Origin of the sequence: Chromohalobacter canadensis (assembly GCF_029544075.1) — a bacterium.
Classification (GTDB): domain Bacteria; phylum Pseudomonadota; class Gammaproteobacteria; order Pseudomonadales; family Halomonadaceae; genus Chromohalobacter; species Chromohalobacter canadensis_A.
Window position 1 is genome coordinate 50,441 of sequence record NZ_JAJQJH010000016.1, and the last position, 15,861, is coordinate 66,301.

The 15,861-nt window shown below is 61.2% G+C and carries 10 protein-coding genes; 1 reads left to right on the top strand and 9 read right to left on the bottom strand.

The window, feature by feature from the left end; all coding sequences use genetic code 11:
• Positions 1-6: 6 nt before the first annotated feature.
• Together LUN51_RS15445 and LUN51_RS15450 are read right to left on the bottom strand one after the other, a co-directional pair.
• Complete coding sequence (locus LUN51_RS15445) at positions 7-1,032, bottom strand: PstS family phosphate ABC transporter substrate-binding protein (RefSeq protein WP_097023158.1); 1,026 nt, start codon at positions 1,030-1,032, stop codon at positions 7-9.
• 113 nt (positions 1,033-1,145) lie between these two features.
• Positions 1,146-2,360, bottom strand: a complete 1,215-nt coding sequence (locus tag LUN51_RS15450) for a Bcr/CflA family multidrug efflux MFS transporter (RefSeq protein ID WP_097023157.1) — start codon at positions 2,358-2,360, stop codon at positions 1,146-1,148.
• Positions 2,361-2,585: 225 nt separating this feature from the next.
• Between LUN51_RS15450 and LUN51_RS15455 the strand changes: the two genes are divergently transcribed.
• On the top strand, positions 2,586-4,289 hold the full coding sequence (locus LUN51_RS15455) for a methyl-accepting chemotaxis protein (protein WP_277811949.1): 1,704 nt from the start codon (positions 2,586-2,588) through the stop codon (positions 4,287-4,289).
• Positions 4,290-4,324: 35 nt separating this feature from the next.
• Here LUN51_RS15455 and LUN51_RS15460 read toward each other — a convergent pair whose 3' ends face one another.
• The 7 genes from LUN51_RS15460 to LUN51_RS15490 form a co-directional block, all read right to left on the bottom strand.
• Positions 4,325-4,840, bottom strand: a complete 516-nt coding sequence (locus tag LUN51_RS15460; RefSeq protein WP_097023155.1) for an STAS domain-containing protein — start codon at positions 4,838-4,840, stop codon at positions 4,325-4,327.
• Positions 4,833-5,972 carry a PP2C family protein-serine/threonine phosphatase gene (locus LUN51_RS15465; protein WP_097023154.1) on the bottom strand — a complete coding sequence of 380 codons (1,140 nt, stop codon included), beginning with the start codon at positions 5,970-5,972 and terminating at the stop codon, positions 4,833-4,835. The genes LUN51_RS15460 and LUN51_RS15465 overlap by 8 nt, the downstream gene beginning before the upstream one ends.
• Positions 5,973-5,987: 15 nt before the next feature.
• The gene (locus tag LUN51_RS15470; RefSeq protein ID WP_097023153.1) at positions 5,988-6,737 is read right to left on the bottom strand and encodes an MlaA family lipoprotein; all 750 of its coding nucleotides are present in this window, start codon (positions 6,735-6,737) and stop codon (positions 5,988-5,990) included.
• A complete protein-coding gene (locus tag LUN51_RS15475) occupies positions 6,737-7,879 on the bottom strand; it encodes a beta-ketoacyl-ACP synthase III (RefSeq protein ID WP_277811950.1) in 1,143 nt (380 codons plus the stop codon). Before LUN51_RS15475 ends, LUN51_RS15470 begins: the two co-directional genes overlap by 1 nt.
• 49 nt (positions 7,880-7,928) lie before the next feature.
• On the bottom strand, positions 7,929-11,912 hold the full coding sequence (gene hrpA / locus LUN51_RS15480; protein WP_277811951.1) for an ATP-dependent RNA helicase HrpA: 3,984 nt from the start codon (positions 11,910-11,912) through the stop codon (positions 7,929-7,931).
• A gap of 82 nt (positions 11,913-11,994) precedes the next feature.
• Entirely contained in the window at positions 11,995-13,686 is a 1,692-nt protein-coding gene (locus LUN51_RS15485; RefSeq protein ID WP_277811952.1) for an AMP-binding protein, read from the bottom strand.
• Between the two features lie 354 nt (positions 13,687-14,040).
• Positions 14,041-15,858, bottom strand: coding sequence for a vWA domain-containing protein (locus tag LUN51_RS15490; protein ID WP_277811953.1), 1,818 nt, complete (start codon positions 15,856-15,858; stop codon positions 14,041-14,043).
• Positions 15,859-15,861 lie beyond the last annotated feature (3 nt).

Genomic DNA, 15,861 nt, shown 5'->3' on the forward strand with positions numbered 1-15,861 from the left:
ACGACCTTACTTCAGATCGCTGAGTTCGAGACTCTCGCGATTTTCGACATCGCTGCGCGCCTGCTCACGTGCGTCCTCGGGCAGCGGGATCAGACCCAGGCCCTTGAGGTAGCCCATCGGGCTGATCATCTGCTCGCTCATGAACAGGTCGACGTAGGGATACATGGCCGGCACGCTATCGGCATGCTGGTTCTTAACGTAGAAGAAAAGTGAGCGCGACACCGGATATTCACCGGAGCTGATGGCTTCGGGCTCGGGTGCCACACCATCGATGCTTGCGGCAGTCAGGGCGTCGGCGTTCTCTTCAAGAAAGGAATACCCGAAGATACCGAACGAGGTGGTGTTTTCCTGGAGACGCTGAACGATGAGGTTGTCGTTCTCGCCGGCGTCAACGTAGGGGCCGTCCTGACGGATGTCGGTATAGCCTTCACCGCCATAGGCGTCCATGTCTTCGGAAGCGGCTTCCATCACCAGCTCCTCGAAGGCATCACGCGTGCCGGAGGTAGTCGGCGGGCCGTATACCATGATCTCGCGATCCGGCAACGAGGAGTCGATATCGCTCCACTTGGTATAGGGGTTGTCGACCAACTCGCCGTCCTGGGGCACCTTGGCGGCCAACGCAAGGAACAGCTGCTCACGCGTGAAGTTGACCGGCTCGTTGACGTTGGACTCGGCGAACGCGATACCGTCGTAACCGATCTTGGCTTCGGTGATGTCGGTTACGCCGTTTTCCTGACAACGCTCGAACTCGGACGGCTTCATGCGGCGCGAGGCGTTGGTGATGTCCGGCGTATCCAGCCCGACCCCGTTACAGAACAAGCGCAGACCGCCACCAGAACCCGTGGATTCGATGACGGGCGTCGGGTAATCGGTGGTCGCGCCGAATTCCTCGACAACGTAGCTGGCGAACGGATAGACGGTGCTGGAACCGACGATGCGTAGCTGCTCACGTGTGTCGTCCTGAGCCTGGGCAACGCCTGCGACGCTCATCACGGCAGCGGCCAACGCGGTAGTCTTGAGGATACGGTTCATGCGGGTAACTCCTGTCGATGAGAGTGTTCAACCTTCGCGACACCTAAGATGCCCAATGAAGATGACAGCTTCATGACAAAAGATGACGAATGTCACTCCGAGTCACGCCTCGTCTACCGCTCGGCCACTGCGCCTTCCTCCTGAGCCCCCAAGGCCCGGCCGGCCAGTACCCGCACGCCGATATTGCCCAACACGGAAGCGCCCAGCATCGTCAGCACCGTCGGCCAGGCACTGGCGATCTCGAAGGCCCCCACCAGCATGCCGGCGAAGGCCCCGCTGGAAAATTGCAGACATCCCTGTAGGGCCGTCGCCGTCGCGCTCATCTTGGGGAAGTGATCGAGCATGGAGGACATCGCGTTCGGCGCGATCAGCCCCTGCATACCCACGAACACCACCATCAGCGGCGCCACGCTGTAGATCGAGTCCATACCCGACAGGATCAACGCTACCAAGGCCACCCCGGCACATAACTGGATGCCCAGCCCCACCACGAGATTTTGCTGCGGCGTGCGTTTCTTCAACAGATAGATATTGAGTCGGTTGGAAGAGGCCATGACCAAGATGTTGGCCCCGAACACGAACGGATAGACCGCCGCCGAAATGCCGTAATGCTCCATGTACAGGTACGGCGAGCCGGTGATGAAGGCAAACATGCCCGCAAACGACATCGACACCGCACAGATGTACCCCATCGCCTCGCGATGACGAATCACGCTGGCATAATTGCCCAGCACTTGGCGTGGCGACGGCGCATCGGGATCGCGCCCATGGGTCTCGGGCAGTCGTGTGCCCAGGAAGAACAACAGGAATGCGGCATACAAGGCCAGGAACAGGAAAATCGACTGCCAGTTGAAGATCCCTAGTAGCACGCTCCCCACCGTCGGCGCCACGAGCGGCGCCAACATCAGGATCATTGCCATGGTCGACATCACCTTGGCAGCCTCGCGCCCACTGAAACAGTCGCGCACGATGGCCGCCGAGTTGACCACGCAGGCCCCACCGCCCAGGGCCTGGACGAAGCGCAGTCCCCAGAGCGTTTCCAGCGACGACACCTGCATGATGCCCAGACTGGCGAACAAGAACACGACCAGACCGCTCAACAGCACCGGGCGCCGGCCCAAGCGATCCGATAGTGGCCCACATAACAGCTGCCCGATAGCAAACCCGAACAGGAACACACTCAGCGACAGTTCGGTGTGATGCACGCTGGCATTCACCGCCTCGGCGAGCGTCGGCATGGCGGGTAGATAAGCATCGATGGCAAAAGGCGCCAGGGCGGTGTTGGCCGCCACCAAAAAAGCCAATCGCCGCGCATTGAGTTGAGTCACGAAATCTCCCGAAAAACGTACGTCTAAGCGCCGACGCCCTAGAAGCTCGGCACTCGATCATGAAGAAGGCTAAAAGCTAGTGCGCTCATCATAGCCGATTACGGTCACGCTAGGGACCGAGCATCGCCCTTGTGTCCATAAATCGAAACAATCCCGCGGCATTATGTCAGCCGCATCGCAAGCCCAATTTTCGTCGCCATCAAAAAAAGACACAGGGAATGACACATGCGCGTTTCTTTGCCTCGCCGTTTACCACCGCTGACAATCCGAGCCATCAGCATGCTGGTGCTGGGGGCATTCAGCTTGATAGTGATCGCCGTCGGTTTATTAGGAGGATATGCGTTGCATGTCGGTCAACATGCCTTCGACACGCTCGATCGCCTCAACGTCGAGCGCACCACCATTCTCGATGACGTCTATGTCGACACATTGCGTGCCCAACTGGCCATGAACCGTGCCGCATCGCTACTCGAGCGCCCGTCGTTCGATCCGCCGGGGCCAGTCATCGATGAGGCCGAGGCCTTGATGACCCGAGCGCAGGAAGCCTTCGAACGACTCGAGCCCGCCGCCGCCTCCCCGGCACTCGAGACGCTGAGCCAACGCTTTCATTCGCTGGTCAATACCGGCATGTCACTGCAGTTGATGCAACTACAGGAAGCCAACGAGCGCCTCGCCGCCGGCGACAGCACGGCGCGCGACCTGAGCGGTTACCGCTCCGGGCAGTCGCGCTTGCACGACATGAATGCCGCTTTCATGGAGAGCGCCGATGCCTTCATGACCACCAGCCAACAGCAAAGCGCAACCCTGGTCGACGACTTCGGTGTCATGGCCGACACGCTCCGATTCTTGATCGGCGCCGCCATTGTCGCCTCGCTGATCGCCATTGCCTTCGTCATGTGGGGCATGACGCGACGCGTGGTAGCGCCGCTCAATGGCCTAATCGAGCATTTCGAGCGCATTGCCGAGGGGCGCCTGGATAGCCCAGTCACTGCTCGGGGACAACGCGACGTTCGCCGCCTGTTCGAAGCGCTCGATGGTATGCGCCAGCGCCTCGCTGCCAATGTCGGCGAGGTGCGTACCAGCAGTCAGACAATTCATCGTGATACCCAGCGTATTGCCGAAGATAGCCACGCCTTGTCCGCGCGAACCGAGCGGCAAGCCGCCGCCCTGGAAGAGACGGCCGCCAGCATGGCACAACTGACCGCCACCGTGGGGCGCAACGCCGAGCACGCCGAGCGTGCCTTCACCTTGGCAGCCACTGCCTCGCATTCAGCCGAGCGGGGGCAGGAAGCCGTATCGCAGGTCACCACGACGATAGACAACATCCATACCGACTCGCGTCGGGTCGAAGATAGCGTCGCCATGATCGACTCACTGGCATTCCAGACCAACCTTCTCGCGCTCAATGCATCGGTCGAAGCGGCGCGTGCCGGCCAGCATGGCAGAGGATTTTCGGTCGTCGCCACCGAAGTCAGGCGCCTCGCCAGCCAAAGCGCCGACGCCGCACGCGATATCCGCTCGCTCACCGACAACGCCAGACGCAACGTTGAAGCCGGTCGCCAACGCGTCAAGGAAACCGGTGCCACCATTGGCGAACTCGTCGCTTCCGTAGAAAAGACCGCTCAGCTCATGCGTGAGATTGCCGACGCCAACCAAGAACAGCATCAAGGTATTGAGCAGATCGACCGCGCAGTCGAGCAGTTGGAGCAACTAACGCAGGGCAATGCCGCCATGGCCACTCAGGCCACACACGCCGCTACCACATTAGGGGAAGAAACCACACGCCTGCATGCCTCGGTAAGCGAGTTCGTGCTCGAGGAAACCGACGCCAGGCCCACTGCCTCGTCATCGCACGACATGTCGCCGGCCCCACGAGACAAGGACACCCCGATGGAGACGCAACCGCCGGCACTGACCGCCGCTTTATGACGCAAGGCTCGCGCCTCGGGTGAATGGCCCGAGGCTCAACGATGCGTCTTGGAACACTCCTCGTCGGATTTCTGCTCTTCGAGCAGGTCAACCAGCGGTTGGAACTCATCGCGATTGTGTTCGCTCATTCGCATGAGGATACGATGTGCTTCGAGGATGCGTTGCTGCATGTCATGCTCATCGGCACTTACCTGCGGCAACTCATCAAGGCTCGCCGGTTCGGTTAAAGGAGCCTCTAGCAAGGTGAAGTAACGCGAAAATCCCATGACGTCGAGCATACGGCGTACGTCGGGATGCTCGGCCACGATGGTTGGCGGCTGCTCGAGACGCCCCTGGACAGCCATCGCCACTTTAGCCAGAAAGCCCAGCGCCGTGGAGTCGACATTCGTCGCCTCGCGCAGGTCGATCATCACCGCGACAAGGCCCGGGCTCTCGGCCACACGCTGCGCCTGCTGATCGAGCGTCGCGCACAACGTCAGACGCACGTCACCACTGAGCTTGAGCACGAACACACCGGCGTCGAACGCCGCCTGAATACGCCCTTCATGCATGGTCGAATCCACTCAAAGTCATCACGGTGAGATCATCCGGCAATTCATCGCCCAGAACGAGCCCGTCTTTCAACGCGTCCACCGACGCACAAGAGGCAATCCGGTGTTTCAGTGCCTTGAGACGCTGATCGAGGGTATCGCCGCCCAAGCACTCCAGTATGCCATCGGAGCAAAGCCAAAGGCGGAATCGTTCCGGCAATGTACAGCCATAGGTGGGGAACTCGACATGGGGAAACAACCCCACCGGCGGCCCCTCGCCCTCAAGCACGCTGACTTCGCGATCCACTTGCAAAAAGGGCATCGGCATCTGCGCGCCGAGCGAATAGTGGAGATAGCGTTGCTCGTGGTCAAGCACTCCGGCAAACACCGTGGCATGTTTGCCGATACCCGTCTCCAACAGCTCTCGATTGAGCTCCGTCAGGCAGCGTGCGGGGAAGGTCTCCGCCGCCTGTTGCCGCCACTGCGTCAGCCAGCGATTGCTGAGGTACTTGAGCAGCACAGTCACAAAAGCCGACGACGCTCCATGCCCCGAGACATCGACGAAATAAAAGAAACTGTAGCGTGCATCGCAACGTTGAAAGTCCAGAAAGTCGCCCGACAGATAAAGAGATGGCGCTAGCCAGTAATCGGCCCTCACGCCATGCAGCGTTATCGGGCTGGCAGGCAGCAACTTGCGCTGGATCTGCCAACCGGCCTGCTGGTCGAGACGCAGCATGGCCAGGTGGGTTTCCAGGCTTTCGTTGAGCTCGGCCAGGCGTTGACGGTCGCGAGCGTGCTCTTGGGTCAACCGATGATGTTCGATGGAGCGATCGATCAAGCGACGCAAGATGTCGCCATGACATTCAGGTTCGACCAGATAATCGACCAACCCGGCGTCCACGGCCTGCAGCAGATCGCCATCGAGGCGTGTCTCGCTAATGACGATTGTCGGCCAGCGCGCGGCCAACGAGGCCCAGTCATCCCGTGCGACCGCACGCACATGGGCGACTACCAAGGCCACGTCGTCGGGTAACGCGTCTACGGACGTCGTCGCCAATACGGCAAACTGCCCGCTTCCAATGAGACGTGCCAGCGCATCTCGCGATGCGCCGGGCGTGTCGAGAAGACCGATCAGAGTACGTGCGTTGGCCATGCAGGGGCCTCGGGATCAATCGGCGAAGGCGTCTTCGTCGTATTCGAAATCGTCGCCGAAATCACCGCTGGCGAAGGGATCTTTTCCCGTTTCACCGTCGTTGACCTCAAAGCGCCGGTTCTGGAGATACGCATCACGAATGAAGCTGTAACGATCGCCGCTAATCAGCTCTTCGCGATCAAGGAGTCCCGCTCGGGTATCGATGAGATCGACGAAGCGCAAACCATAGCGCACCGAATCTTCTTCGACATAGGTCACCGGGTCGGTATACCAATCCACGGGCAATCCCGAGGTATGACGCAGCGTGCGTCCGCCCAGCACTGGCAACACCACGTAAGGACCTTCAGCGACGCCCCAAGTGGCCAACGTCTGGCCGAAATCTTCTTCGCGTTCGACGAGCCCCATGCGCGTGGCAGGGTCAAGAATGCCACCGATCCCCAGAATGGAATTGACCACGAAACGCCCGGACGCAACGCCGGCATTGGCCCACTTCCACTGCAATACGCTATTGATTGTGGTGCCAATCTCCCCCAGGTTGCTGAAGAAATTGCCGACTCCAGACTGGACCGGCTCGGGGGTTACATAATCATACCCTTGAGCGACAGGTTTCAACGCATAACGATCCAGTGTGTCGTTGAAAGCGAACACCTTACGATTATACCCCTCCCAGGGGTCGTCAGGATTAGCATCCATCTGGCCTTGCGTCGCGCAGCCGCTTACCGCCGCCACCATGCATGCCGCGGCCAGCCACTTGGTCATTTTCATCAAGCCTTCACCTTCCGCAATAATATATTGCCCGCACTGTAGCCGGCTCCGAACGAACAGACCACCCCAACATCCCCCACGGCCAGGTTGTCACGATGCAGATGAAAGGCGATGATCGAACCGGCTGAACTGGTGTTGGCATAGCGGTCGAGAATCACTGGTGCCTCGCTTTCCTCAGGAGCACGCCCCAGCACGCGTCGGGCGATCAGATCATTCATATGACGATTGGCCTGATGCAGCCACAACCGCTTGAGATCACAAGGTGCCACATTCTGCTCCTCGAGGTGAGCGCCAATCAACTCGGCCACCAGCGGACACACCTCCTTGAAGACCCGACGACCTTCCTGCACGAATAACTTATCGGCGACGAACGCCGGTTCGGCATCGATCCTATGCTCCGTCACCCGGTCGAGAAAGCCGAAATTGTTGCGAATCGCGTTCGAGAAACGCGTCACCAAGCGCGTGCTCATGACCTCGAAGCGCTCCTCCGCTCGCGCCACGTCATCGGCCTCCAGCAGCACCGCCGTGCACGCATCGCCGAAGATGAAATGACTATCGCGATCGCGGAAATTGAGATGCGCCGAGCAGATTTCCGGGCTCACCACCAGCACACGCTTGGCGCTGCCGGCACGGATCGCATTGTTGGCCAAATCAATGGCGAAGGTCGCGCTGGAACACGCCACATTCATGTCGAAAGCGTACCCGCCAGCGCCCAATGCCGCCTGCAACTCCACGGCGATGGCCGGATACGCGCGCTGCAGGTTGGAGCATGCCACGACCACCATATCTAATGCGTCGGGCGTGACTGCAGCATTGGACAGCGCCTGGCGCGCCGCTTCCAAGCCCATCTCGGCCTGCACGCTGAGCTCGTCATTGGCGCGTGGTGCCAATTGCGGACGCATGCGGTCGGGATCGAGAATCCCCGCCGCCTCGACCACGTAGCGGCTATGAATTCCCGAAGCCTTGACGATGAACTCGCTACTCGAATGCTCGAGTGGCTCGCGATGTCCGTCTCGAATCGCCTCGTGGTGGCGCGCGTTTTCAAGGTCCACCCAAGCATTGAACGAGGCCACCAACGTGGCGTTGTCGATGACGTTGGGGGGCGTGTAGAGTCCCGTTCCGGTGATGACCGCGTGCGTCATGAGCGTGCTCCCAGGTGCGCTTGGCGTGTAATCGTTAGAGGGCGCGGTGTCACTGCTGACGTCCCGTCAGCTCCGCCCAGCGACGTTCGAGGCGCTTGTCCGAGACCGGCGCCAAGGTGCCGAGCTGCTGGGCAAATAACGACACCCGCAACTCCTCGATCCACCAGCCGAACTCGATGAAACGTGGGTCGCGACGCCCCTCGCGCCGATCGGCCTCGAGGCGCGCGTGCAGGCGCTCCTCGAATTCATGCACCTGCTGCATCGCGGCCTGGTCACGGTTGCGTTCACGCGGCGCCTTTTCGAGCCGGATCAGCGCTGCTTGCATATAGCGCGGATACTGCTCGAGCCAGGCTTCGGCGTCGCTGATGAAGCCGGGATACACCAGACGTCCCATTTGGGCTTTCAAATCACTGTAGACCAAGGCCAAGGACAAATTGAGGTTGCCCTTGAGCGCCTTGGTCACTTCAAGATGCCCCTCCAAGGCCTTCTGGAGGGTCGCTATCAGGGATTCGGCATGCGCGACGAGCTCGCCTCGCGTTACCTCGATGCGCGCTTCCAGGGCCTGGCGATCACGCGGCAACGGATCCACGGCGACAACTTGCAGGAAGACCGCCTCGATCAGGTCGTCGACGAGTTGTTGTTTGCTGCCCACCTTGGCGAACAGCAACGCACAGCGGTCAACGCCCTTGAGCTCGCGGGCAAGATAGCGCACCTGTTCGGGCAGGCGCAGCATCGCCGCGCGCTTGACCCCATGACGATGCACCGCGTGTGCCTTGTCTGGATGATCGAAGGATTCAATAGCCAGACTCTCGCCCTGATCGACCAATGCCGGATAGGCCTCGACGCGAATCCCCGCCTGTTGTGTGGAACGCGATTCGGGGATCGCCTGTGCCGGTAACTCGTCCAGCGCCTCAGCCGTCGGCCCACTCGCTGCCAGGGCCTTCGCGCCTTGACTTGCCGCCTCATCGAAACGCTGCTTGAGGGCGCTCAAGTCACGCCCTTCGCCGAGCACCTTGCCGTCATGATCGACCACGCGCAGATTCATGACCAGATGCGCCTCGAGGGCCTCGGTATGCCAGTCTTCGGGGCCCAAGCGCACGCCGGTGCGTCGACGCAGGAACTCGCCCAGCGCCTCGGTCAGCGGGCGCTCATCGGGCACCAGTGTCGCCAGGGCGGCATCCACCCAGTCGGGAATCGGCACCACCTGGCGGCGAATCGCCTTGGGCAGCGTCTTGAGCAGCGCGATACACTTCTCACGCAAGAGCCCCGGCACTAGCCATTCGAGGCGTCCTTCGGGCAGTTGCGACAGCATCGCCGCCGGCACCGTCAAGGTCACGCCGTCGTCGGGTTGCCTGGGTGCAAAATGGTAGCTCAGCGGGTAACGCACGCCATTGTGTACCAACACATCGGGATAGGCTTCCTGCGTGATTTCATCGGCGTCGCGCGCCATCAGTGTGTCGCGATCGAGCTTGAGCACATCGGGCGCCTCGCGCTCGGCTTTCTTGCGCCAGCGCTCGAAGCTACGGGCGCCCGCGACATCCGCCGGCAAACGCGCATCGTAGAAGGCGAACAGCGTCTCCTCGTCGACCAGAATATCGCGCTTGCGGGCGCGGTCCTCGAGTTCCTCGACGTCGTCGATCAAGGCGCGATTATGCTGGAAGAAATCGGCCTGACTGCGATACTCACCTTCCACCAGAGCGCGGCGGATGAATATTTCGCGCGCCTCTGCCGGCGCCACCTTAGCATAGTCGACGCGCCGCCCGGTGACGATGGGTAGGCCAAACAGCGTGACCTGCTCGAAGGCGACGACCTGACCGCGCTTCATTTCCCAATGCGGCTCGCTATGGCTGCGCTTAATCAGATGCTCGGCCATGGGCTCTACCCAGGCCGGCTGTATACGCGCTACGTCACGCGCATAGAGTCGCGAGGTTTCCACCAGCTCGCCGGCCATGACCCACTTGGGCGTCTTCTTGGCCAACCCCGAGCCGGGATGAATCATGAACTTGCGATTGCGCGCACCCAGATACTCGCGATTTTCCTGAAGCGTCCCCAGATGCGAGAGCAAACCCGAGAGCAACGCCTTATGCAGGCGTTCGCCGTCGACACGTGGGTGCGCCGTCGCAGGAGCATCTTCCTTGGGCGGCAGCACCGCACTGGAGGACTCGAGGCCCATGTCGCGGGTCAGTTGCTTGAGTTGCCGGAAGGTATCGTGCCATTCGCGTAGTCGCAGATAACTCAGATAATTGTCACGGCACCAACGTCGTAGCTGGTTGCCGGACAATGTCTCGCGCGCATGTTCGACGCCATGCCATAGGTTCAGCCAGGCCATAAAGTCGGACTCGGGGTCCTGCCACTGGCGATGTTGCTGATCGGCGGCCTGGCGCTTGTCGGCCGGACGGTCACGCGGGTCCTGGGCGGCCAGCGCGCTGACCACGATCAAGGTTTCGCGCAGGCTGCCCTGCTCGGCGCCGGCCAGCACCATGCGCGCCAGGCGTGGGTCGATGGGCAAGCGCGCCAGACGCCGCCCCAGCTCGCTCAAGCGATTGTCCGCCCCCACGGCCCCCAGCTCATAGAGCAGACGATAACCGTCCTTGACGAAGCGCGAATCCGGCACGTCGACGAAGGGAAATGCTTCGATGTCGCCGAGCTTCAACGCCAGCATCGACAAGATCACCGAGGCCAGATTGGTGCGCTGAATCTCGGGTTCGGTGTAGGTCGGCCGCGCCAGGAAATCCTCCTCGCTGTAGAGGCGAATACACACGCCCTCGCTGATACGCCCGCAGCGCCCCTTGCGCTGATCGGCACTGGCCTGACTGACCGGCTCGATAGGCAAGCGCTGGACCTTGGCGCGGTAGCTATAACGGCTCATGCGCACCAGGCCGGGGTCGATGACATAGCGGATGCCCGGCACGGTCAGCGAGGTTTCCGCCACGTTGGTGGCCAGCACGATGCGGCGCCCGGTGTGCGACTGGAACACGCGATTCTGCTCGGCATTGGAGAGCCGCGCATAGAGAGGCAGGATCTCGGTGCCCCGCAGATCGGCACGCCGCAGAGTATCCGCCGTCTCGCGGATTTCCCTCTCACCGGGCAGAAAGATCAGCACATCACGCGGGCCGCTGAACCACCGCCGTTCGCGCTCGATGGTCTCGATCTCTTCCACCGCATGCAGGATACCTTCCTGCAGGGAGCGGTCTTCCTCGTCGTCGGCATCGCGGACCAGCGGCCGATAGAACACATCCACCGGGTAGGTGCGCCCCGACACCTCGACCACCGGGGCTGGTTTGCCTTCACGCCCGAAGTGTTGGCTGAAGCGCTCAACGTCAATGGTCGCCGAGGTAATGATGATCTTGAGATCCGGACGCCGTTCGGTCAGACGCTTGAGATAACCGAGCAGGAAGTCGATGTTGAGACTGCGCTCGTGAGCCTCGTCGATGATGATCGCGTCATAGCGCGTCAGATCCGGATCATTCTGCGTCTCGGCGAGCAGGATGCCGTCGGTCATCAGCTTGACGAGAGTGCGCTCATCGGTCTGGTCGGTGAAGCGCACCTGGTAGCCGACCTGCGACCCCAACGGTACTTCCAGTTCTTCGGCGAGGCGCGTGGCGACGGTTCGCGCCGCCAGACGCCGGGGCTGCGTATGGCCGATCAGGCCACGCCGTCCCAACCCCAACTCGAGACATAGCTTGGGCAGCTGGGTAGTCTTGCCCGAGCCGGTTTCCCCCGCCACCACGACGATTTGATGTTCGTCGAGCGCCGCCAGCAGGTCGTCACGCCGCTCGGCCACGGGCAGGTGCTCGGGATAATTCAGCGTCAGCGGCTGGGCACGCCGCGCCGCCAAAGCCTCGCGCGAGCGCGCCAGACGCGTCTCGATCTCGCGCAGCGAACGGTCGATGGGTTTGCCGCCGCGCGCGCGTCCTACCAGCTTGTCGAGACGCCTCCCTTGATCGTGGGCATCACGCAGCAGGCAGTCGTCGAGTTGCGCGCGCAGTTGCGCCAATTGATCGTGGGAATCGCTCGTCGGTGTCGTGCTCAAGGGCGCCTCATGAAATCAGCAAAACGGCTCGCCTCCACAGGAAGGCGAGCCGTCAATTGTAACGCCAAGGCCGACCTCGCGCCTATCTTGCCCCGTCACCCGGCGCCGATTCTTTGCCGCCTTGGTCATCGCGGAGCTCGCGGCGCAGCACCTTGCCAACGTTGGTCTTGGGCAGCTCATCGCGAAACTCGATGAGCTTGGGCACCTTATAGGCAGAGAGTTCCTGCTTGCACCAAGCGCGCAACGTGTCGGCATCCAGCGCCTCGTTATGGCTCACCACGAAGAGCTTGATCGCCTCGCCGGTGGCATCGTCGGACACCCCGATGGCAGCGACCTCGATCACATCCTCGTGCGTGGCGACCACGTCTTCGACCTCGTTGGGATAGACGTTGAAGCCGGAGACGATAATCATGTCCTTCTTACGGTCGACGATTCGCACGTAATCGTCGTCCTGAATCACGGCGATATCGCCGGTGCGAATCCAACCCTCGGCGTCCAGCGTCTTGGCGGTATCCTCGGGGCGGTTCCAATACCCTTTCATCACCTGCGGCCCCTGGACGCACAACTCGCCGGGCTCGCCCCGCGCAACTTCTTCTCCTTCGGGACCGATCACCTTGATCGAGGTCCCAGGTACCGGTTTGCCGATGGTGCCCAGTTGAATACCGTCCGGCGGATTGACGCATACGATGGGCGAGGTCTCGGTCATACCGTAGCCTTCCAGGATCGCGCAGCCCGTGACCTCTTCCCAACGTTTCGCGGCGGCCTTGGTCAGCGCCATGCCACCGGAGATGGTCAGCTTGAGGCGCGAGAAATCCAGAGCTCGAAAGTCCTCGCGCTGACACAGCGCGTTGAATAACGTATTGAGCCCCACGAAGCCAGTGTACTCGGTCTTGCGCAGCGTCTTGATGAAGCCATCGATATCACGCGGATTGGGAATCAGCACAGTGTGATTGCCGGTGACCATGGTGAACAGGCAATTCACCGTAAAGGTGTAGATATGATAGACGGGCAGAGGCGCGATGATCGTCTCGCGTCCTTCCTCGATCAGTCCGGCGATCATCTGGCGCGTTTGCAGCATGTTGGCGATCAGGTTGCGATGCGTGAGCATGGTGCCCTTGGCCACGCCGGTAGTACCGCCGGTGTACTGCAACACGGCCACGTCATCAGTCTGGCATATGGCCGCTTCACTCGACTGCCCTCGCCCACGCATCAGAGCATCGCGAAAACGTGTCGCCTCAGGCAATGTGTAGCGTGGCACCATTTTCTTGACGTGCTTGACCACGGCATTGATCAGCGTGCGCTTGGGGAAGTCATGCATGTCGCCGAGTTCGGTCACCAACACATGACGAATCGCCGTGCGCGGCAGTATTCGTTCGAGCTTGTCGGCCATATTGGCGAGAATCAGAATCGCTTTGACGTCGGCATCCTGAAATTGATGCGCCATCTCACGCTCGGTATACAGCGGATTGGTATTGACCACCACCAGCCCGGCACGCATGGCGCCGAAGATCGCCACGGGAAATTGCAGCACATTGGGCAACTGGATGGCGATGCGGTCTCCCGGCACGAGATCGGTTTCCTCGCTGAGCCAGCCAGCGAAATCCCGCGAGAGGCGTTCGAGCTCCGCATAGCTCAGCGTTTGCCCCATACAGGTGAATGCCGGCTTGTCGGCGAAACGTCCGCAGGTATGGGCGAATACCTCGTTGACCGAGGCGAACTCTTCCATTCCTTCGAGAGGCGGACCGGAAACGACCGGCGAGGTGGCGTGGCTCATCTTATATCTCCGCTGACCGGGTCGACTTCATGGTGCCGACATTTATTATTGAATCTCGAGCCTGGTCATACTGAAAAAACACAGGCTTTCCGCAAGATAGCGCGACACCAGCCACGACACCAGCCGGTTCGACGTGCGTGATGAAACATTGTTCGACATCCATCGGACAACATCATGGACAGTGCCGTTTCCGTTATAACAGGCCAACAGGAATTAAAACAGTCGATTGAAACTAACGTTCAATATCGCCCACCGATACATATTCACAAAGAAGGGTTCATAAAGAACGGTTCACGAGAAACGGAAGACAAAGAGCCCCGGAAATCATGCCGAGGCTCTAAACCTTGCTGGTGGTTATACCTGCGGTTCGTGCCGCCGTCGATGACGACGCCGTCTAGAATGCCGACGAAGCCTCCACAAGAGCACCAACGCCAATAACAGCGCGGCGAACACCGCCCAGGTCGTGGGACGCTTGGCGTAGGGTTCGACATGCGGTCGCAGCGCCTGCCACTCGTCGCCGGCCTTGCCCCATAGCGCGCCGGCCAGGGCGGTCAAGTTGCCCTCTTCTCGTGCGCCATTTTCCTCCTCTTGGGTGGCGGCATTATCATCGTCCGGCAACGCTTCGGTCCGCGGTCCATCGCCATCGACATCGGCCCCGGAGACACCGATACGGGCCTCGGGATTGAGTCGTAGCGCGGGCAAGGCGATGGACCAAGTGCGATCATCGAGCGTCACCGACACATCAAGATCTAGTGGCACCGATTGCTCGGGATCGATCTCCGGCAGTGCGACCTGCCACGTCCGCTCGCCATCGGGCATCACGTCGAGCGTTTCGCCCAACAGGTTCGCCGAGATCTGCGTGTTGTCGACGTTCAGGCGCGGATGCTGCGCTTCCAGCGTGACCTGCGTGGCATCGTCGTTCAGCGTTGCGGTCACGGGGGGGACGACATTGACGCCCTGCACGCGCTCGCGCTGCCATGAGTCGCTATCGGCGTTGAGCACCAAGCGAGCATTGCCTGCCTTCTCGGGTGCCGCCAGCGTCCCGGTGAAATGCCCATCGTCACCAGCTTTCAAGGATGTGGAAGCCAGCGTTTCGTCATCGAGCCCGCGCAATTCTCCACGAAGGCGCACGTCGTCCGGCAATGCATTGCCTTTGAGAATCTCGCCCTCGCGGGCCAGCCAGGCATCGAGCGGCACGTCGAAACCCAGATACAAGGTTGGCGGCAGAGTATCACTACGCAATTGAAGCGGCGACTCGATGCTCACGCGACTATCACTTCCCACCGGCCCCTCGATATGCCACTCGCCCACCTGCGGCTCGGGCACACGAATCAAATCATAACGCGGGTTGCTCTGCCAAAGCATGTCATCGGGATGGTCGTCACGCGTATAGCGTTCACCATCGGGGCCCACCAAGGCGATCTCGGGCGCGTCCTCGTCGTGAAACAGCAACGCATTGAAGCCCTCGACCTCGTCATCGACGTCGAAGCTGCCCTTTTCAAGCGGCAACTGATCGCTGGGCACGATACGTTCGAGCACATCGAGAAACGCCCGCAGCAACGCTTCGGGCGTTTCGGCCACCGCCGCCAAGCCTCCTGTAATCTGCGATACCCGCTCGAGAAGCTCGCGATCCACGTTATGCGATAGCGCGATGGTATGCACCACCACATCGCGCGAGGCAAGCTCAGGCGCCAGCGATGTCAGCAATGTCTCGCGCGATGCTGTATCGCGGGTGCGCTTTTCCTCGCCACTCCCAGGCAGATCGACCATGCCGTCGGTCAACAGCACCACATGCCGTTTGCCACCCGGGGCGTCGGTGGCGTCACGCAGCACCCCTTCGATATCCGTGAATTGCTGATAGTCGACCAGTTGCGGGGCCAGAGACCGAGCACGCCGCCGCCACTGTGCGTCGACCTTGCCACCAGGGAGTGGATTGCGTACCTGAGAGCCGAACGTCCACACCGAACCACGCGCCTGTGAGGGCAACAAGGTCGCCGCCAATTGCAGGGCCGAGGCCCTCAGGTTGCCGGGATCGTTGGCTTTCATGCTCCCCGAGACGTCGAAAATCATGCGGACATCCGGCGTCTGGGATACGGCGGATTCCTGTGCCCAACCGAGGGGCGAGAGCCCCCCGCCAACGCACAACAACAGCAACGCGAACAGCGCTCGCATGAC